The following is a 19,015-nucleotide window of genomic DNA, read 5'->3' on the forward strand; positions in this document are numbered from 1 at the left end:
TGATAACAAAACCACCCGAGACGGAGCTTGTAATTGTGCAAAAACGCCCTTTGAAGAAGTTGTTCACCGCCGTGGCCGCTGCCATGGCCGCCACGCTGACCCTGGCCGCCAGCGCGGCGCCGTTGAAGGTGGGCTTTGTGTACGTGGGGCCCATCGGGGACCATGGCTGGACCTACCAGCACGAACAGGGGCGCAAGGCGCTGCAAGCGCAGATGGGGGACAAGATCACCACCAATTTCGTGGAAAACGTGGCCGAAGGGGCCGACGCCGAGCGGGTAATCCGTGACATGGCCAAGGACAAGTACGACCTGGTGTTCACCACCTCGTTCGGCTACATGAACCCCACCGTGAAAGTGGCCAAGCAATTCCCCAAGGTGATCTTCGAGCACGCCACCGGCTACAAGCAGGACAAGAACCTGGGCACGTACCTGGCCCGCACCTACGAGGGCCGCTACGTGGGCGGCTTCCTGGCGGCGAAGATGACCAAAACCAAGAAGATCGGCTATGTGGCCTCGTTCCCGATCCCCGAGGTGATCCGCGACATCAACGCCATTCAGCTGGCCCTGAACAAGTACAACCCCGGGACCGAACTGAAAGTGGTGTGGGTGAACTCCTGGTTCGATCCGGGCAAGGAATCCGACGCGGCCAACGCGCTGATCGACCAGGGCGCGGACGTGATCTTCCAGCACACCGACAGCCCCGCCCCTATCCAGACCGCCGAACGCCGTGGCGTGTACGCGGTGGGTTATGCCTCGGACATGGCCCACTTCGGGCCAAAGGCCGTACTGACCTCCATCGTCAACAACTGGGCGCCGCACTATATCCAGACGACTCAGGCGGTGATTGACGGCACCTGGAAGTCCCAGGACTTCTGGGGTGGCCTGGCCGACGGTACCGTGGAGCTGCCGATCAGCGACGTGGTGCCCGCCGACGTGAAAACCGAGGCCGAGCAGCTGATTGCCAGCATCAAGAGTGGTGAGTTCAAGCCGTTCACCGGGCCGATCAAGGACCAGGCCGGGGCAGAGAAGATCCCGGCGGGCAGCAGCGCCAGCATTGCTGACCTTGCCTCGATGAACTACTACGTTGAAGGCCTGACCGCGCAACTGCCGAAATAACGCTGCCCGCGCGGCCGCCCGCAACCAGGGCGGCCGCCCATTGGTGCTTTCAGGACAACCCGCATGAACACCCTTCCGATCATCGACATCGCCCCGCTGTACCAGAACGATCCGCACACCACTGCCCAGGTATCGGCCGCCATCGACCGCGCCTGCCGCGAGTGGGGCTTCTTCTACATCAAGGGCCACCCCATCGGTGCCGACCGCATCGAAGCGCTGACGAAGGCCGCGAAGACGTTCTTCGCCCTGCCGCTGGAAGACAAGCTGCGCATCGACATCACCCATACCCGCCACCATCGCGGCTACGGCGCCATCGCCACCGAGCAGCTGGACCCTGCCTTGCCCAGCGACTTGAAGGAAACCTTCGACATGGGCCTGCACTTGCCGGCCGATCATCCCGAGGTGCTGGCCGAGAAACCCTTGCGTGGGCCGAACCGCCACCCCGCTTTGCCGGGCTGGGAAGCGTTGATGGAGGCGCATTACCTTGATATGCAGGCATTGGCTCAAACGCTGCTGCGGGCGATGACGCCAGCACTGGGCGTGCCCGAGGACTTCTTCGACCAGCGCTTCACCCAGCCGGTGAGCGTGTTCCGGATGATCCACTATCCGCCGCGCCATACCGCCACCTCGGCCGAGCAGCAAGGGGCCGGCGCCCATACCGACTACGGCTGCATCACCCTGCTTTATCAGGACAACGCCGGCGGCCTGCAAGTGCGCAACGTGAATGGTCAATGGATCGACGCGCCCCCGATCGAGGGCACGTTCGTGGTGAACCTGGGCGACATGATGGCGCGCTGGAGCAACGCGCTATACCTGTCCACGCCCCACCGGGTGATCAGCCCGCTGGGCGTAGACCGCTACGCCATGCCGTTCTTCGCCGAGCCGCACCCTGATACCGCCATCGAGTGCCTGCCCGGCTGCCAGAGCGCAAGCAACCCGCCGCGCTACCCGGCCACGACCTGCGCCGAGTTCCTGCTGTCGCGCTTCGCCGACACCTACGCTTACCGGCGCGAGATCGAAACCACACCTTGAGGCAGCGAGGCTGCAGTGTCGGGTTCCGCCTCAGCCTGGGGCTCGGCGCTGTAGTACACCTTGGGCACGCCCCACAGAATCAATGCCACAGCCACCAGGCTGATAACACTGAGCAGGTACAGCGCCGGGGTTGCCGCGCCGGTGAGGTCACGAATGCGGCCGATCATGAATGGCGCGATGATCCCGCCCAGCTGGCCCAGGGAATTGATCAGGGCGATACCCGCCGCCGCCGCCACACCGCTGAGGAAGCGCGGCGGTATTGTCCAGAAGATGGGCATCCAGGCGATGATGCCGGCCATGATCAAGCTCAGCCCCACCATCAGCGGCAGCAGCTGCCCCGCAGTGACTGCGCACAACAGGTAGCCACCGGCGCACAGCAAGGCGCAGGTCGCCATGTGCCAGCGCCGCTCGCCGCTACGGTCCGAGCTGTAACCCATCAGCAGGTTCACCACCACCGCCACCAGGTACGGCACCATGGTCAGCCAGCCGATATGCAAGGTGTCGGTCACGCCAGCGCTGCGGATCAGCTGGGGCATCCAGAACAACAACCCGGTGAGGGCCATTACCAGGCAGAGGTAGATCGCGCTCATTACATAGGTAGTGGGCAAGCGCAGCAGGCTGGCCATGGAGGGTTTGCCGGCCGGCTTCACGTCTTCGGCCATGCGCTGGGCCAGCAGGCGCTTTTCTTGCGCAGTGAGCCAGGGCGCATCTTCGATACGGTCGCTCAGCAGCCAGAACACCACGCCACCGAGCAATATCGAGGGCACGCCCTCTAGCAGGAACAGCCATTTCCAACCTGCCATGCCCATGGCGCCGTCCATGTGGCCCAGGATCAACCCCGCCAACGGCCCACCAACGATGCCGCACAGGCAGATCGAGCTTTTGAAATAACCATTCACCCGCCCACGGCGGCTGCTGGGGTACCACTGGGTGAAGTAATACAGCACGCCGGGCACGAAGCCGGCCTCCATCACGCCGATGAGAAACCGCAAGGTGTAGAACCAGAACTCGCTCTGCACAAACATCATGCAGGCCGAGGTGATGCCCCAGGTCACCATGATGCGGGCAATCCACACCCTTGCGCCGATCTTGTGCAGCAGCACGTTGCTCGGCACCTCGAACAGAAAGTAACCCACAAAGAACAAACTGGCGCCCAAGCCGTACACGGTGTCACTGAAGCCCAGGTCGCTTTGCATTTCCAGCTTGGCGAAGCTGATGTTCACACGGTCCAGGTAGGCGAAGAGGAAACAGAGAATAAAGAGCGGGACGATGCGCCAGTTCACCTTGCGATACAGCGCATCTTCAAGTGAACGGGCGTCAACCGCGTGGGGCGCGGCAGCAGGTATGGCCATGGAACACCTCTTGTTATTGTGGGTGCCGACGTACCGGGTACGGCCCGGAATGACCATATAGTAATACTAATTACTGCCTTCGCCAGTTCCTCGCGGCGCCAGTCGTCAGGCCGGGGCTTTACGGCTCAGCAGCAACATCGCACCCGCCAATGCCAGCAGCGAGGCGCAACAGCGGCTGAATATCGCTTGGGCCGAAGGCCGCTTCAGCAATTGGCGCAGGTGGACCCCAGCACAGGCATAGAGCGCGATGGCTACCCATTCCAAGAAAAGGAACGCTGCGCCCAGCTGCACGAACTGCGCCGCGAAGGGTTGCCCTGCACTTACGAACTGAGGCAGGAAGGCGGTAAAAATTAGTATGGCTTTTGGGTTGCCTGCCGCGACCAGAAACTCCTGCCGTGCCATTTGCCAGGCGGTAGGAGTGCCTACGGTGGCGCCTCCGGTCTCGACCCCGGCCCCGCTGTTCCAAAGTTGCCAGGCGAGGTAAAGCAGATACGCCGCGCCCACCATTTTCACCAGCATGAACAGCGTGGCGGACGCCTGAATCACTGCCGCCAGGCCCACCGAGGCCAGCCCGATCATCGCAGCGAATGCTGCCAGCCGGCCGACGCCCGCCCAGCAGGCACGGCTAAAGCCATAGTGGGTCGCGTTATGTACCGACAACAGGTTATTGGGGCCTGGGGCCAGGTTCAGGGCGAAGCAGGCGGGCACGAACAGCGCCCAGGTAGACAGGTCCATGTCGGTGCCTTTGCAGGGGTCGGGTTGCCAAGAGTAGGCCTTCGCAAAGGCTCCCCACAAGGCCTGCAACCACGGCGCTTGACGCCCGCCTGGCGCATTCAGGCTTTGCAAGATTAACCAAACGTTACACAATCGCGGCTTTTTTTATGGGCCGCCCTGCTCTTTCAGCGGTTTGCGGCCGTGCTTGAAGCCTTGCTCACGGAGACCCCGAATGACTCAGCAGGCCACTGCCACCCAAGCCACCCCCGCCGCGCAGGCGCGCTGGGGCCGAGACGAAACCACCTGGATGCTGGGCCTGTTCGGCACCGCCATCGGCGCCGGTACGCTGTTTCTGCCTATCAACGCCGGCGTCGGCGGGTTCTGGCCGCTGCTGATCCTGGCACTGCTGGCCTTCCCGATGACGTACTACGCGCACCGCGGGCTTACCCGTTTTGTACTCTCGGGCAAAGATGGCGCGGACATCACCGGCGTGGTGGAAGAGCACTTCGGCAAGAAAGCCGGAACGCTGATCACGCTGCTCTATTTTTTCGCGATCTTTCCCATCCTGCTGATCTACAGCGTGGCCCTTACCAACACCGTGGGCAGCTTTCTTGAGCACCAGCTGCACGTCACGCCACCCCCTCGCGCGGTGCTGGCCGCCTTGCTGATTGTGGGGTTGATGATCGTGGTGCGCTGCGGCGAGGCGGCCATCGTGAAGGTGATGAGCCTGCTGGTGTACCCGTTCATTGCCGCGCTGGTATTGCTGGGGCTGTTCCTGGTGCCCCATTGGACCGGTGGCATCCTGGCCACCGCGGGCAACGTACCGCCTGCGGCCTCTCTGGTGCATACCCTGTGGTTGGCCATTCCCGTAATGGTGTTCTCGTTCAACCACTCGCCGATCATTTCGGCCTTTGCCGTGGACCGCAAGCGCGCGTGGGGAGATGCCGCCGAACCGCGCTGCAGCCGGGTACTGGCACGTGCCCACGGGTTGATGGTAGTGACGGTGATGTTCTTCGTGTTCAGTTGTGTGCTGGTGCTGTCGCCCGAGCAACTGGCGGAAGCCAAGGCGCAGAACCTCTCCATCCTTTCGTACCTGGCCAACCACTTCAGCAACCCGACCATCGCCTTTGCCGCGCCGATCATTGCCGTGGTCGCGATCGCCAAATCCTTCCTCGGCCATTACATCGGCGCCAGCGAAGGCCTGCACGGGCTGCTGGCCAAGCGTGGGCGCGGCGCCAGCAAGGGCCGGGATCGCATGGTGGCGGTAGCCATGGCGGTGGTGTGCTGGGCGGTGGCAACCCTCAACCCGAGCATCCTGGGCATGATCGAAACCCTCGGCGGCCCGGTGATCGCGGCCATCCTGTTCCTGATGCCGATGTACGCCGTGCGCCGTGTACCCGCCCTGCGCCAATACGCCGGCCAGTGGTCCAACGTGTTCGTGGTGGTGATCGGCCTGGTGTCCATTTCGGCGTTGGTGTATTCGCTGGTGTGAGGCCTCTCGGCCAGAGGAAAGGGGTACCCGTGGGAGAAGGCGAAGCCTACGAATATTCCCGGGGCTAATACACAAACCCCTGCCCCAGCTCGGCCTGCATCCAATCCAGAAAGCGCCGTACCCTCGGGAAGTTGGCGTGGGCGCGGGGGAATACGAGGTGGTGGGCGGTGATCGCGGCGCTTAGCCCCTCGCCTACTTCCACCAGGCTGCCGCGCGCCAGATAGGCCTGGGCGAGCAAGGTGCTTTCCAGCGCAAAACCCAGCCCATGGCTGGCGGCTTCGAGCGTCATGTAGGAGCGGTCAAAGCTCAGCGAGTACGGCTGCTCCGGCCGGGCCAGGCCATGCTGGGCGAACATCTGCGGCCATTTCACCAAGGTCGCTTCGGAGAGAATCAGCGGCGCGTTCAGCAGGTCGCCCATCCGCCGCACTGGCCATTTTTCCAGCAACCCGGGCGACGCCAGCACGGCGATCCGCTCCTGGGGCACCGTGCGTACTTCGAAACTGGGCCAATTGGGCAGCCCATGGCGGATGTCCAGGTCGATCTTGTCGCGGCTGAAGTGCAGTGATTCATACGAACACGACAGGTTGAGCTGAATGTCCGGGTGGCTTAGGCGAAAGGCCTCCAGCCGGGGCATCAGCCACAGCAGGCCGAAGCTGGGCGAGGAATGCAGGCGCAGGCAATCCAGGCTCTGGTCGCTGGTAGCCCGCTCGGTGGCGACGGTCAGGCTGTGCAGCAGCCCGGACACATCCAACAGGTACTGCTCGCCTACTGGCGTGAGCGTTACGCCCCGGGCGGTGCGCAGGAACAACGGGCGGCCGATCAAGGCTTCCAGGTTCGCCAATTGATGGCTCACGGCCGAGGGCGTGAGGTTGAGCACTTCGGCCGCGCGGGCAACGTTGCCGAAGCGCGCAATCTGCTCGAAGGCCTGAAGGGCTTTCAGCGGTGGCAAGGCCATAGGGTTGATATCGGTAACGGGCATGATTGTGGTTCTTGTGGTGAAAGTGGCGCGTTGCAACGCCTCTCCATTCAAGCACTGGCTCGCATGACTGGCGAGTGCTGAATTTTTTTCAGCATCAAGTGAACGGGGCTGCCTTGCTGGCCTAGGGCGGCAAGCAGAAGCTGAGGCCATCGATTCGAACGGATCGACCCTACAACAACAATCAGAGGGTGCTCTCATGCTTCTCCAAGGCAAGGTTGCAATCATCACCGGCGCCGCCTCCGCTCGCGGCATCGGCCGCGCTACCGCCATCGCCTTCGCCCGCCACGGCGCGCGGGTGGCCATTCTCGACCTGGACGCCGCCGCAGCCCGCGACGCCGCTGCCTCCCTGGGCGAAGGGCACCTTGGCCTGGGCGCCAACGTGGCCGACGAAGCCGCTACGCAAGGTGCCGTGGCCCAGGTTCTCGAGCACTTCGGGTGCATCGACGTACTGATCAATAACGCTGGCATCACCCAACCCTTGAAAACCCTGGACATCCGCGGCAGCGACTACGACAAGGTGCTGGACGTGAGCCTGCGCGGCACGCTGCTTATGTCCCAGGCGGTGATCCCTGCCATGCGCGCGCAAGGCGGCGGCAGCATCGTGTGCATGTCTTCGGTGTCCGCCCAGCGCGGCGGCGGCATCTTCGGTGGCCCCCACTACAGCGCGGCGAAGGCGGGCGTGCTGGGGCTGGCCAAGGCGATGGCACGGGAGTTCGGCCCGGCCCAGATCCGCGTCAACTCGATCGCGCCGGGGTTGATCCACACCGACATCACCGGCGGCCTGATGCAGGATGAACGGCGCCACGCCATCATCGAAGGCATCCCGCTGGGCCGCCTGGGTGCGGCGGACGACGTGGCCAACGCCGCGCTGTTCCTGGCCAGCGACCTCTCGGCCTACCTCACCGGCATTACCCTGGACGTGAACGGTGGCATGTTGATTCACTGAAGTCGCCGCGGTTCTGTATCAGCGATGGGCCGGGCGCCTCACCCGGCCAGCGATAACAACAAGAGATCAGACCCATGACCACCCTCACCCTCGAAGCGGCCACGAGCGTTCGCTCGTCCGCGTACCGCAAAACCGCCTGGCGGCTGATGCCCTTCCTGATGCTGTGCTACCTGTGCGCCTACCTGGACCGGGTAAACGTGGGCTTCGCCAAGCTGCAGATGATGAACGACCTGGCCCTGAGCGAAACGGTGTACGGCCTGGGTGCTGGCATGTTTTTCATCGGCTACTTTTTCTGCGAAGTGCCCAGCAACATCATCCTGCACAAGGTGGGTGCGCGCCGCTGGATTGCCCGCATCATGATCAGCTGGGGGCTCATTTCGGCGTTGTTTGCCTTCGTCGACACCGCCTGGCAGTTCTACACGCTGCGGTTCTTCCTCGGTGTCGCCGAAGCGGGCCTCGCACCCGGCCTGCTGCTGTACCTCACCTATTGGTTCCCCTCCTATCGCCGGGCGCGCATGACCGTGCTGTGGTTCGTGGCCATTCCGCTGTCGGGGATGATCGGCGGGCCGCTGTCGGGCTGGATCATGACCCACTTCGCTGGCTTGCATGGCTGGGCCGGCTGGCAATGGATGTTTGCGCTCGAAGCGGTGCCCACGGTACTGGTGGGGATACTGGTGCTCAGCTATCTCAAGGACGGCGTGCATCAGGCCACGTGGCTGGACGATGAAGAAAAGGCGCTGATCAGCCGGGAGCTGGCCGAGGACGAGCAGAAAAAAGTCACTCACGCCTCCCCCGCCGCCTTCATCCGCGACCGCCGCTTGTGGTTGCTGGCAGGGATCTACTTCTGCGTGGTGATGGGCCAGTACGCGATCACCTTCTGGCTGCCTACCCTGGTACGTAATGCCGGGGTGTCCGACCCGCTGCACATCGGCCTGCTCACCAGCCTGCCATACCTGTGCGCCATTGCCGCGATGCTGCTGGCCGGGCGCAGCGGCGACAAACACCGCGAGCGGCGCTGGCACCTGATCGTGCCAATGCTGGCCGGCGCCCTGGGCCTCACCTTGGCCGCGGTAATGGGCAACAACGTGGTGCTGTCGATCCTCAGCCTGTGCCTGGCCGCTGCCGGCGTGCTGTCCGCTTCATCAATGTTCTGGATGCTGCCTACCACCTTGCTGGGGGGCGTGTCCGCCGCCGCCGGCATCGCCGCGGTCAACAGCTTCGCCAACCTGGCCGGCTTCTGCTCCCCCTACCTGATCGGCTGGATCACCACCAGCACCGGCTCCAGCGCGATCGGCATGTACCTGATCACCGGCGTGCTGTGCTTCGGCGCCAGCCTGGTGCTGCGCGTACCCGCCTCGCTGGTCAACCGTTAAGCCACTGGAGATTCCCATGAGCGCTTTACCGAATATGCTGCCTACCCTGCAGGCCCGCGCCCACAACATTCGCCGCCACGCCCTGCGCATGGGCCAGGTACAAGGCCAGGGCTACGTTGGCCAGGCCCTGGGCGCCGCCGACCTGCTGGCCGTGGCGTACTTCCACGCCATGCGCTACCAGCCCCATGACCCTGAGTGGGAAGGCCGTGACCGCTTCTACCTGTCCATCGGGCACTACGCCATCGCACTGTACGCAGCGTTGATCGAGGCCGAAATCATTCCACTGGACGAGCTGGAAACCTACGGCGCCGACGACAGCCGCCTGCCGATGTCAGGCATGGCCGCCTACACCCCGGGCATGGAGATCACCGGTGGCTCGCTGGGCCACGGGCTGGGCATCGCAGTGGGGGCGTGCCTTGGGCTCAAACGCAAAGGTTCGGACAGCTTCGTGTACAACCTGCTGTCCGATGGCGAGCTGAACGAGGGCTCCACCTGGGAAGCGGCGATGTCGGCGTCTCACTGGCGGCTGAACAACCTCATTGCGATCGTGGACGTGAACAATCAGCAGGCCGACGGCCATTCCAGCGAAGTCCTCGCCTTCGAGCCCATCGTCGACCGTTGGCAGGCCTTCGGTTGGTTCACCCAACGGGTGGATGGCAATGACCTGGATGCACTGGTCGCCGCTTTCGACGCCGCGCGCCTGCACAGCGGCCGGCAGCCGCGAGTAATCATCTGCGATACCCGCATGGGCAAGGGCGTGCCCTTCCTGGAGGCCCGGGAAAAAACACATTTCATTCGCGTGGACGAACATGAATGGGACCAGGCGCTGGCGCTGCTGGACCAGGAGAAAACCGTATGAGCACCTTCAAAGCCCCGGCTTCCACCGGCAAACGCCTCACCACCAGCGCGATGATCGCCTCCATTGCGGCAGAGGGCCAGGCCACCCGCGCCGCGCCGTTCGGCCACGCGCTGGCCGCACTGGCGGACGAACGCAGCGACATCGTCGGCCTCTCGGCGGACCTGTCCAAATACACCGACCTGCACATCTTCGCCAAGGCGCATCCTGACCGCTTCTATCAGATGGGCATGGCCGAGCAGTTGTTGATGAGCGCCGCCGCCGGCATGGCGCGCGAAGGCTGTGTGCCCTTCGCCACCACCTACGCGGTGTTCGCATCGCGGCGCGCCTATGACTTCATCTGCATGGCCATCGCCGAAGAAAACCTCAACGTGAAGATCGTCTGCGGCCTGCCCGGGCTCACTACCGGCTACGGCCCGAGCCACCAGGCCACCGACGACCTGGCCATCTTCCGCGCCATGCCCAACCTGATGATCGTCGACCCTTGCGATGCGCTGGAAATCGAGCAGGCTGTACCTGCCATCGCTGCCCACCAAGGCCCGGTGTACATGCGCTTGCTGCGCGGCAACGTGCCGCTGGTGCTGGACGAATACGGCTACCAGTTCGAGATCGGCAAGGCGAAAACCCTGCGCACCGGCAATGACGTGCTGATTATCTCCACCGGGCTGATGACCATGCGCGCGCTGGAAGCGGCCGAGCAGCTGCGAGCGGACGGCATCGACGTGGCCGTGCAGCATGTGCCCACGATCAAACCCCTGGACACCGCGAGCATTCTGGCCGAAGCGCGCAAGCCAGGGCGGCTGGTGGTGACCGCCGAAAACCATTCGGAGATCGGTGGCCTGGGCGAGGCGGTGGCCGGCGTGCTGCTGCGTAACGGCGTGACCCCGACCTTCCGCCAGATCGCCCTGCCGGACGCCTTCCTGGATGCCGGCGCCTTGCCGACCCTGCACGACCGTTACGGCATTTCCACCACCGCCGTGTGCGCGCGCATCAAAGCCTGGCTGTGATATGAGCACGGCGCACTTGCTCCACCCGGCGTACCGGTTGTTCTTGGACGAGCCGCCGGAGCCGTGGAACCTGGCGACGCTGGAGGCGATACGGGCGCGCCTGCACGCAGGTTTCACGCCGCGCGCCCACGCTCAGGGAGAAGAGCACTGGGTACCCGACGGGCCACGGCTGCGGCTATACCGTCCGCAGCCGGAGGTGGTCAAACCGCCGTTGGTGGTGTACCTGCATGGCGGTGGGTTCGTGCTGGGCTGCCCGGAAATGGCCGATAACTACCTCAACGAACTCGCCCGCGCCATGGGCGTGGCGATCGCGGCGGTGGACTATCGGCTGGCGCCGGAGCATCCCTTCCCTGCCCCGTTGAACGACTGTGAAGCGGCGCTGCGCTGGGCGGTCGCCCATGCCGACACCTTAGGGGTAGGGACGGACGCGGTGGTGCTGATGGGCCATAGCGCAGGCGGCGGGTTGGCGGCGGCATTGGCGCTGCGGCATCAATCGCAACCGTGCTGCCAACTCGCCGGGCTAGTGATGATCTACCCCATGCTGGATCACCGCACCGGCGCGCCAGGCCAACCGCTGAACCGTAACGCCGGCGCCTATGGATGGAGCGCCGAACCCAACCACTTCTGCTGGGAATGCCTGCGGGGGGATTACCCGCTCAACGACAGCCGCCTGGGGGAATTTTCCCCCGCCCTGGCGCCAAGCCTGGCCGGCCTGCCGCCCACGTTCATTGCCGTGGGCGCGTTGGATTTGTTCGTGGATGAAGCGATGCATTTTGCGTTGCGGCTAAGCCATGCCGGAGTGCCCGTTGAAGCGCGGTTATACGCTGGCGTGCCCCACCTGTTCGATCAGTACCCCGGCCCGGTCACGGACCAGTGCGTGGCCGATACCCGCACCGCGTTGGGGACCTTCCTCGACGGCGCGGCAAGGTCATTTTCGTAGCAGCAGGCCCGGGCCACGCTGGCTTGCCCATTTGGGCACCTTCCTCGGCGGCGTGGTTCAGATGCCTCGGTAGGCTTGGCATCAGGCGCACAGGCCTGCCTTTCGGGGAGGCAACGCATGAACACATCGGCCGCAAATCTCAAGGCTTTGGTCATCGGCGCCAGCGGCGCCATCGGGGGCGCCTTTGCCCAGTTGCTGGAGGAAGACAGCCGCTACGCAGAGGTTATCCGCCTCGGCCGAACCACCGAACCGGGCCTGGACCTTACCGCGCCGCAGAGCATCAGCGAAGCCGCAGCTGCGCTAACCCTGGAGGGCCCGTTCGACCTCATCATAGTTGCCAGCGGCATCCTCCATGGCGACGGCTTCATGCCGGAAAAATCCCTCGAAGCCATCAACCTCAACCAACTGCTCGCAACGTTCCAGGCCAACACGTTCGGCCCGGCGCTGGTGCTGCAGCAGTTCTTACCCTTGCTGACGGCCGACGGCGTATTCGCCGTGCTCTCGGCCAAGGTCGGCAGCATCGGGGATAACCGCCTGGGCGGCTGGTACAGCTATCGGGCATCCAAGGCGGCGCTGAACATGCTGATCAAAACCGCCGCCATCGAAACCGCCCGCCGCTGGCCGGGCAAGCGCCTGGTGGCGTTGCACCCGGGCACGGTCACTTCAAACCTGTCCAAACCCTTCCGCCCCCAGGCCCGCCCACCCCGGGAAGCAGCCGCCGACATGCTGCGGGTACTAGAGGGTTTGGGCGCGAACGACAGCGGCGGGTTTTTCAGCTACAGCGGGGAACGGTTGCCGTGGTAGCTCCTTGGCGTCATTGCAGGGTGAGGGGCTCAGCGCTTGGCTCACGCCCCGCCCAAAATGCTAACCTGCCCCCGCCTCACTCACTTGACTGGATGGAGCCTTCCCGCATGCGTTTTACTTTCGCCCTTTCCCTGCTGGCCGCCGGCGTGCTGGCCGGGGCCCCTCTGGCACAGGCGTCTACGCTGATCTATTGCTCCGAAGCGAGCCCGGCGGGCTTCGACCCGGCGCAGTACACCTCCGGCACCGAATTCGATGCAGCGGCCGAAACCGTGTTCAACCGGCTGGTGCAATTCAAGCGCGGCGGCACGGAGCTGGAACCGGGCCTGGCGACGGGTTGGGATGTGAGTGCCGATGGCAAGACCTACACCTTCCATCTGCGTCAGGGCGTGAAGTTCCACACCACCGCGTACTTCACCCCAACCCGGGGCTTCAATGCCGACGACGTGCTGTTCACCTTCCAGCGCATGCTCGACAAGGAGCAGCCATTTCGTAAGGCCTACCCGAGCGAGTTCCCCTACTTCACCGACATGGAACTGGACCAGAACATCGCCGAGGTGAAGAAGGTCGATGACCACACGGTGGTGTTCGTGCTGAAGAACACCGACGCCGCGTTCGCCGCCGACCTGGCCATGAGTTTCGCGTCTATCCAGTCCGCCGAATACGCCGCGCAGTTGCTCAAGGCCGGCCACCCCGAGCAACTCAATCAGCAGCCGGTGGGCACCGGGCCGTTCGTGTTCAGCCGCTACCAGAAAGACGCCGTTATCCGTTACAAGGGCAACACCGCGTACTGGAAGCCCGAGGACGTGAAGCTGGATGAGCTGATTTTCGCCATCACCCCGGATGCCGCAACGCGGTTGCAGAAACTCAAGGCTGGCGAGTGCCAGGTGAGTGGCTACGCTCGGCCCGCCGACCTCGCTGAAATCAAGAAAGACCCCAAGCTCAAGGTGCTGGAACAGCCCGGCTTCAACGTGGGTTTCCTGGCCTATAACACCCAGCACCCGCCACTGGATAAGCCCGAAGTGCGCCAGGCGCTGGACATGGCGATCAACAAGCAGGCCATCGTGGATACCGTGTTCCAGGGCGCGGGCCAGGTGGCGCAGAACGTGATGCCGCCCACCCAATGGTCCTACGACAGCAGTATCAAGGGCGCACCGTACAACCCTGACAAGGCCCGGCAACTGCTGGCCGCGGCCGGGGTAAAGCCCGGCACGCAAATCAACCTGTGGGCCATGACCGTGCAGCGGGCGTCGAACCCCAACGCGCGGCAGTCGGCGCAGATGATCCAGCAGGACTGGGCCAAGGTGGGCATCAAGGCCAACATCGTGAGCTATGAATGGGGCGAGTACATCAAGCGCGCCAAGGCGGGCGAGCATGACGTGATGACCTACGGCTGGACCGGCGACAACGGCGACCCGGACAACTGGCTGGGCGTGCTGTACGGCTGCAGCGCCATTGGCGGCAGCAACTATGCCCGCTGGTGCAACAAGGACGTGGATGGGCTGTTGCAGAAAGCTCGCACGCTCACCGACCGCAACGAGCGCAGCCAGCTGTATGGCCAGGCCCAGCAGATCATCCGTCGCGAGATGCCGGTTTCCCCCATGGCCCACTCGGTGGTGTCGCAACCTATGAGCACTCGCGTGCAGGGCTTCAAGATCAACCCGTTCGGGGTCACTGGCTTCTACGGCGTTAGCCTGCTGTAACGGGCCTTACCCCATGGCCATGCACACACGGTTACGGCCGTTGTGCTTGGCCTCGTACAGCGCCGCATCAGCCTTGGCCAGCAGCACCTGGGCTGCCGTATCCGGCGCACCGCAGGCAGCGCCGAGGCTGGCGTACACGTCGAGCATGCCAGCCTGCGTAGTGAAAGGCTTGGCGGCGATGTTCGAGCGCACCCGTTCGGCAATGGTGTGCAACTGCTCTACTGCGGTCACCCGCGACACCACGGCGAACTCCTCGCCACCCAGCCGCAGCAGCAGGTCATGAGGGCGCAGGCTGGCGGCGATACGCCGGGCGGCTTCGATAAGCACTTCGTCCCCGATGGCATGCCCATGCTGGTCGTTGACCTGCTTGAAATGGTCCAGGTCCACGTACAGCACGCCCAGCAGTTCGTTGCCATGGCGAGCGATGTCCTGCTCCCCGGGGTAAAAATGCGCCAGTGCCGAACGGTTCCAGATCTGGGTCAGCGGGTCGAGCAACGCCCGGCGCTTTTCACGGGTGACCGCAGCGCGCAACTGGCGAGTGTGCTCGCTCAACCCCTTGAGCTGAAGATAACCCTCCACCAGTTGCGCAAGGTCACGCAGCCGCGCCTCTTCGTCAGGGGCCAAGGTGCGGGACGAGGAACTGAGCAGGCATAGGGTACCTACGGGCAGGCCGGAACGCGCGATCAAGGGATGGCCCGCATAAAAGCGGATATTGGGCGCGCCGGTGACCAGCGGGTTGTCGGCAAAGCGCTCGTCATCGCGGGCATCCGGCACAACCAGTGTTTTGGCAGGCTCGAGAATGGCATGGGCGCAGAAGGAGATGTCTCTCGACGTGCTGCAGGCTTCCAGCCCGACCCGGGCCTTGAACCACTGGCGGTCCTTGTCCACCAGGCTGATCAGCACCTGCTCCACCTTGAACAGGTCCTGGGTGAGGCGCACCAGCGAGTCCATGTAGGGATCGGCGGGCGTATCGAGCACGTGGAGATCGTCCAGCGAATCCTGGCGTTCGGCTTCCCGAGGGTGCAACGGAGCGACGAGCATGTGAAATGTCCGGCTGGGCGCGCATCCTGTGCATGGAACAACGAAGTACCGATCGCACGGCGGGGCGGCCCCGTTTCGCTCGGCCGGCAAACGATAGCACATTGCTACGCGCCCATGCCTCAGTGAATACGTGCTCGAAGGTACCTGGCTAGCCCTTCGTTTCCATCAGGCAGTTGCCCCCATCCACTACCAGTACTTCCCCGGTGATGTAGCTGGCTTCGGGCGAAGCCAGGAACGCCACCGCCGCCGCCACTTCGGCCGGCCGCCCTGCCCGGCCGATGGGCACGTGAGTGGCGGCATGCGCTTCTTCCGGCGTGCTGGACGCCGTCGCGATCCAGCCCGGGGCCACGCTGTTGACGGTGATGCCCTGGGCAGCCACTTCCAGGGCCAGGGCCATGTTCAGCCCGACCATTCCCGCCTTGGCCGCGCTGTAGGCCGCTTCCCCCGGGTTACTGCCGCGGGTGCCGGTGGTAGAGCTTACGTGCACGATACGGCCATACCGCCGCTCGAGCATACCCGGGAGCACCGCCCGGGTGAGCAGAAAGGCACTGGTGAGGTTGCGGTTCAGCGAGAGGTTCCAGCTGGCAAGGTCCATGGAGGCCACTTGGGCATAAGGCTCGGGGCTGCCCTGCATGGCCATGCCTGCGTTGTTCACCAGCACGTCGACCTTCCCCCAGCGAGCGTGGGCCCACGCCGCGAACACCGTGACTTGCGCCTCATCGGTAAGGTCGGCCGGCTGGCCCTCGACGGTAAAACCCTCCTCGCGAAGTTCGGCCACCCGCTCGGCGATACGCGCACTGCTGGCGGTGATAATCAGCCGAGCGCCTTCCTTGCCCAATCGGCGGGCAATGGCCATACCGATACCTTCGGCACTCCCCGCTCCGCTCACCAGGGCCACCTGGCCTTCCCATGTGCGCTCGCTCATTGCATTGCTCCTTGAATGAATGGTTCGCAGGCTGGCGCCTGCGCCTACAGGCCGAATGTTCGCGACAAGCGGCGGATCGCGTACCCAGGCATGGCTAAACCACGCCAAAGGCCTGCCGATATAGAGGGCATTCGGCCCCTGCCTGCCTGTTTATTCAAGAGCCCTGTTTGATGCTGCTGTTTCCCAACCTTGCCCATTCTCACGTTCAGATCGCCCGCCGCGCCATGGTGGTGGTGTCGTCGCTGATCGGTGCGCTGTTTTCGCTGGCCGTGATCACCCTGTTCGTGATTGCCGGGCAGGAAAACCGACACCAGATGGAACACAGTGAATCCGATGCTCGCCGGGCGCTGGACGCGAACCTTGACCTGTTGGCCAGGGCTGTCAAGGATTATGCCTTCTGGAACGACGCTTACGTTCACGTGGGCCACCCTCGTATCGACCTCGCCTGGGCCTATGACGGAGACAACATCGGGCCATCGCTGTACCTCAATTATTCCCTGGAAGGCGTGTTTATCGTTGCGCCGGACACCGCCACTCGCTACGCCATCGTGGGTGGGCACTTGAGCGAAGTGCACGCCCGCGATTTCCTCGGCGGCGAGCTGGAACCGCTGCTTGCCCAGGCACGCCAGCAAAGCGCCAATGAACTGCCCGGCTACGGCTTTTACACCGTGAACGGGCAGCCGGCCATCGTTTACGCTGCGGTGATCAAGCCCACGGAGCTGCCGCGCAAGGTGAAGCCCGAGTCGCTGCCTTACCTGGTGTTTGTGGACGTGCTGGACACGGTCAAGCTCAACCACTGGGAACAGAACTACGGCCTGCAGAACCTGAAGGTAGACCTTTCGGGCGCAACCGACAGCCGGCCAAACCTCGTGGTGCAAGGCGCCACGGGGGGCGCACTGCGGTTGCGCTGGGCGCCCGAAAACCCCGGGGACAAGTTTCTACGTTCGGTGCTGCCGGTGCTGGCTGTCACGGCGCTTGCGTTCGCAGTGCTCATGGCGTGGATCTACCGCTCCGGGCTTGTGGCCGCTGGCATGATCGACGACAGCAAGGCCCGCCTGGCCCTGAGTGAGGAACGCTTTCGTGCCGTGGCGGAGGCTTGCTCGGACTGGATCTGGGAAACCGACCGCGACGGTCGGCTGGTCTACCTCTCCGAACGCTTCGACGTGATTACCGGCTATGCCCGGGAGGCCTGGCTGGGGCGCACGCTGTGCGAGCTGCTCACATTTGACTGGAAGGCGTTCAACCGCATGGCGCTGGAACCCGGCGCCGCCGGCAGCCGCAAGCTGGAAAGCAGCCACCTGGACAGCCTGGGGCGGCAGCGCTGGTGCAGCCTGTCGGCGCGCGTGGTGCGAAGTGGCGATCGCATCAGCGGCTACCGCGGCACGGTCTCGGACGTTACCGCCGAGACCGAAGCACGGGCGCACATCAAGCACCTGTCCCAGCACGATGCCCTGACCGGCCTGGCGAACCGAAGCTACCTCCATGGCTATCTGCAGAAACACCTGCAGGCGGGCTCGCGCTCGGATAACCCCTTGCTGCTGCTGAGCCTGGACCTGGACCGCTTCAAGCCTATCAACGACACCCTGGGGCACGCCGCAGGCGACCAGGTGCTGTGTGAAGTGGCGCGGCGCTTGCGCAGCGCGGTACGCGACAGTGACCTGGTGGCTCGGCTGGGTGGCGATGAGTTCGTGATCGTGGGCAGCGACCTGCCGCTGGGTTTCGACGTGGAGCGGTTCTGTTCCCGCCTGTGCGAAGCGGTTGCGCAGCCGCTGCTGGTCGAAGGCCACGAGGTGTCGGTCGGCGTAAGCATCGGCGTGGTGCTGTCGCCCCATGACGGCGCCCAGGCCAGCGACCTGCTGCGCTATGCCGACATCGCCTTGTATGAAGCCAAGGGCGCGGGGCGTAACAATTGGCAGTTCTACGCCGCCGAGATGAACCAGCGCGTGCTGGAGCGACGCCGCGTGGAAACCGACCTGCGTCAGGCCCTGCGCGGCGATCAGCTGTTCCTGGAGTATCAGCCTCGTTTCGATTTGCAAGGCAACAAACTCGCGGCCGCCGAGGCGCTGGTGCGTTGGCGGCATCCGGAACGCGGCTTGTTGCCGCCCGGGCAGTTCATCGGGGTTGCAGAAGAGTCCGGCCTGATCGTCGCAGTCAGCGACTGGGTGCTCAACACCGCGTGCAGGGAGGCCATGGGCTGGCGGGTACCGCTCATGGTGTCGGTCAACCTCTCGTCCGTGGAATTCCAGCGTGGCGACCTGGTGGCGCGCGTAGAGGCCGCGCTCCAGGCCTCTGGCTTGCCCCCGGGCCGGCTGGAGCTGGAAATCACCGAAAGCGTATTGCTCAACGATGCCAACCAGGCGTTGCTGACGATGCAGCGGCTCAAGGCCGTTGGCGTACGGTTGGCCATGGACGATTTCGGCACCGGCTACTCCTCGCTCAGCTACCTGCGGGCCTACCCCTTCGACGCGTTGAAGATCGACCGCAGCTTCATTTCCGACCTCGGCGGTTCGGTGTCGAGCCAGGCGATCATCCAGGCCATCATCGACCTGGGTAAGGCACTGACACTCACCGTAACCGCCGAGGGGATTGAAACGCAGGCGCAGCGCGAGGCGCTTCTGATGATTGGCTGCGAGCAGGGCCAGGGCTACCTGCTGGGGCGGCCGATGCCCGCCGAGCGCTTCAGGGCCCTCTTCGAAGGTGCCGGCTGCACCGTGTGAAATCTCTGCTACGTTGTACGAT

Annotated in this window: 16 protein-coding genes; 11 read left to right on the plus strand and 5 right to left on the minus strand. The window is 64.3% G+C overall.

Annotated features, from left to right (window positions below):
• The first annotated feature begins 83 nt into the window (after positions 1-83).
• Positions 84-1,115, plus strand: a complete 1,032-nt coding sequence (locus AC3Z8Y_RS13515) for a BMP family ABC transporter substrate-binding protein (protein WP_219854598.1) — start codon at positions 84-86, stop codon at positions 1,113-1,115.
• A gap of 63 nt (positions 1,116-1,178) precedes the next feature.
• On the plus strand, positions 1,179-2,147 hold the full coding sequence (locus tag AC3Z8Y_RS13520) for a 2-oxoglutarate and iron-dependent oxygenase domain-containing protein (RefSeq protein WP_490086222.1): 969 nt from the start codon (positions 1,179-1,181) through the stop codon (positions 2,145-2,147).
• Here AC3Z8Y_RS13520 and AC3Z8Y_RS13525 read toward each other — a convergent pair.
• Positions 2,117-3,499 carry an MFS transporter gene (locus AC3Z8Y_RS13525; RefSeq protein WP_490086223.1) on the minus strand — a complete coding sequence of 461 codons (1,383 nt, stop codon included), beginning with the start codon at positions 3,497-3,499 and terminating at the stop codon, positions 2,117-2,119. The genes AC3Z8Y_RS13520 and AC3Z8Y_RS13525 overlap by 31 nt on opposite strands.
• 105 nt (positions 3,500-3,604) lie before the next feature.
• Entirely contained in the window at positions 3,605-4,234 is a 630-nt protein-coding gene (locus AC3Z8Y_RS13530; protein WP_490086224.1) for a LysE family translocator, read from the minus strand.
• A gap of 211 nt (positions 4,235-4,445) precedes the next feature.
• On the opposite strand from AC3Z8Y_RS13530, the gene AC3Z8Y_RS13535 reads away from it, so the two are divergent.
• Positions 4,446-5,705: an aromatic amino acid transport family protein gene (locus AC3Z8Y_RS13535; RefSeq protein ID WP_490086225.1), complete on the plus strand. Its 1,260-nt coding sequence runs from the start codon at positions 4,446-4,448 to the stop codon at positions 5,703-5,705.
• A 64-nt stretch (positions 5,706-5,769) separates the two neighbouring features.
• Here the strand turns inward: AC3Z8Y_RS13535 and AC3Z8Y_RS13540 are convergent, their stop codons facing one another.
• Positions 5,770-6,684, minus strand: coding sequence for a LysR substrate-binding domain-containing protein (locus tag AC3Z8Y_RS13540; RefSeq protein WP_490086226.1), 915 nt, complete (start codon positions 6,682-6,684; stop codon positions 5,770-5,772).
• A gap of 196 nt (positions 6,685-6,880) precedes the next feature.
• Here AC3Z8Y_RS13540 and AC3Z8Y_RS13545 point away from each other — a divergent pair, with 196 nt between their 5' ends.
• The 7 genes from AC3Z8Y_RS13545 to AC3Z8Y_RS13575 all read left to right on the plus strand — a co-directional run bounded on the left by AC3Z8Y_RS13545 (position 6,881) and on the right by AC3Z8Y_RS13575 (position 14,310).
• Positions 6,881-7,630, plus strand: coding sequence for an SDR family NAD(P)-dependent oxidoreductase (locus AC3Z8Y_RS13545; RefSeq protein ID WP_490086227.1), 750 nt, complete (start codon positions 6,881-6,883; stop codon positions 7,628-7,630).
• 74 nt (positions 7,631-7,704) lie between these two features.
• Positions 7,705-9,003: an MFS transporter gene (locus AC3Z8Y_RS13550; RefSeq protein WP_490086228.1), complete on the plus strand. Its 1,299-nt coding sequence runs from the start codon at positions 7,705-7,707 to the stop codon at positions 9,001-9,003.
• 16 nt (positions 9,004-9,019) lie between these two features.
• Positions 9,020-9,862, plus strand: a complete 843-nt coding sequence (locus AC3Z8Y_RS13555) for a transketolase (RefSeq protein ID WP_490086229.1) — start codon at positions 9,020-9,022, stop codon at positions 9,860-9,862.
• Positions 9,859-10,866, plus strand: a complete 1,008-nt coding sequence (locus AC3Z8Y_RS13560) for a transketolase family protein (protein ID WP_490086230.1) — start codon at positions 9,859-9,861, stop codon at positions 10,864-10,866. Before AC3Z8Y_RS13555 ends, AC3Z8Y_RS13560 begins: the two co-directional genes overlap by 4 nt.
• Position 10,867: 1 nt before the next feature.
• Positions 10,868-11,806 carry an alpha/beta hydrolase gene (locus AC3Z8Y_RS13565; protein WP_490086231.1) on the plus strand — a complete coding sequence of 313 codons (939 nt, stop codon included), beginning with the start codon at positions 10,868-10,870 and terminating at the stop codon, positions 11,804-11,806.
• Between the two features lie 117 nt (positions 11,807-11,923).
• A complete protein-coding gene (locus AC3Z8Y_RS13570; protein WP_490086232.1) occupies positions 11,924-12,610 on the plus strand; it encodes an SDR family NAD(P)-dependent oxidoreductase in 687 nt (228 codons plus the stop codon).
• A gap of 107 nt (positions 12,611-12,717) precedes the next feature.
• Positions 12,718-14,310 (plus strand): ABC transporter substrate-binding protein, encoded by a 1,593-nt coding sequence (locus AC3Z8Y_RS13575; protein WP_490086233.1) that lies wholly within the window; start codon positions 12,718-12,720, stop codon positions 14,308-14,310.
• A 6-nt stretch (positions 14,311-14,316) separates the two neighbouring features.
• Here AC3Z8Y_RS13575 and AC3Z8Y_RS13580 read toward each other — a convergent pair whose 3' ends face one another.
• Positions 14,317-15,351, minus strand: coding sequence for a sensor domain-containing diguanylate cyclase (locus tag AC3Z8Y_RS13580; RefSeq protein ID WP_490086234.1), 1,035 nt, complete (start codon positions 15,349-15,351; stop codon positions 14,317-14,319).
• A gap of 148 nt (positions 15,352-15,499) precedes the next feature.
• Entirely contained in the window at positions 15,500-16,276 is a 777-nt protein-coding gene (locus AC3Z8Y_RS13585; protein ID WP_490086235.1) for an SDR family NAD(P)-dependent oxidoreductase, read from the minus strand.
• 170 nt (positions 16,277-16,446) lie between these two features.
• On the opposite strand from AC3Z8Y_RS13585, the gene AC3Z8Y_RS13590 reads away from it, so the two are divergent.
• Positions 16,447-18,993, plus strand: a complete 2,547-nt coding sequence (locus AC3Z8Y_RS13590; protein WP_490086236.1) for a bifunctional diguanylate cyclase/phosphodiesterase — start codon at positions 16,447-16,449, stop codon at positions 18,991-18,993.
• The last annotated feature ends 22 nt before the right edge of the window (positions 18,994-19,015 follow it).

It is taken from the genome of Pseudomonas sp. 3MAES_34.3B (assembly GCF_058145875.1).

Coding starts and splice junctions, on each gene's coding strand:
- AC3Z8Y_RS13515 (WP_219854598.1), top strand. CDS start 84: ATGGCCGCCACGCTGACCCTGGCCGCCAGCGCGGCGCCGTTGAAGGTG.
- AC3Z8Y_RS13520 (WP_490086222.1), top strand. CDS start 1,179: ATGAACACCCTTCCGATCATCGACATCGCCCCGCTGTACCAGAACGAT.
- AC3Z8Y_RS13525 (WP_490086223.1), bottom strand. CDS start 3,499: ATGGCCATACCTGCTGCCGCGCCCCACGCGGTTGACGCCCGTTCACTT.
- AC3Z8Y_RS13530 (WP_490086224.1), bottom strand. CDS start 4,234: ATGGACCTGTCTACCTGGGCGCTGTTCGTGCCCGCCTGCTTCGCCCTG.
- AC3Z8Y_RS13535 (WP_490086225.1), top strand. CDS start 4,446: ATGACTCAGCAGGCCACTGCCACCCAAGCCACCCCCGCCGCGCAGGCG.
- AC3Z8Y_RS13540 (WP_490086226.1), bottom strand. CDS start 6,684: ATGCCCGTTACCGATATCAACCCTATGGCCTTGCCACCGCTGAAAGCC.
- AC3Z8Y_RS13545 (WP_490086227.1), top strand. CDS start 6,881: ATGCTTCTCCAAGGCAAGGTTGCAATCATCACCGGCGCCGCCTCCGCT.
- AC3Z8Y_RS13550 (WP_490086228.1), top strand. CDS start 7,705: ATGACCACCCTCACCCTCGAAGCGGCCACGAGCGTTCGCTCGTCCGCG.
- AC3Z8Y_RS13555 (WP_490086229.1), top strand. CDS start 9,020: ATGAGCGCTTTACCGAATATGCTGCCTACCCTGCAGGCCCGCGCCCAC.
- AC3Z8Y_RS13560 (WP_490086230.1), top strand. CDS start 9,859: ATGAGCACCTTCAAAGCCCCGGCTTCCACCGGCAAACGCCTCACCACC.
- AC3Z8Y_RS13565 (WP_490086231.1), top strand. CDS start 10,868: ATGAGCACGGCGCACTTGCTCCACCCGGCGTACCGGTTGTTCTTGGAC.
- AC3Z8Y_RS13570 (WP_490086232.1), top strand. CDS start 11,924: ATGAACACATCGGCCGCAAATCTCAAGGCTTTGGTCATCGGCGCCAGC.
- AC3Z8Y_RS13575 (WP_490086233.1), top strand. CDS start 12,718: ATGCGTTTTACTTTCGCCCTTTCCCTGCTGGCCGCCGGCGTGCTGGCC.
- AC3Z8Y_RS13580 (WP_490086234.1), bottom strand. CDS start 15,351: ATGCTCGTCGCTCCGTTGCACCCTCGGGAAGCCGAACGCCAGGATTCG.
- AC3Z8Y_RS13585 (WP_490086235.1), bottom strand. CDS start 16,276: ATGAGCGAGCGCACATGGGAAGGCCAGGTGGCCCTGGTGAGCGGAGCG.
- AC3Z8Y_RS13590 (WP_490086236.1), top strand. CDS start 16,447: ATGCTGCTGTTTCCCAACCTTGCCCATTCTCACGTTCAGATCGCCCGC.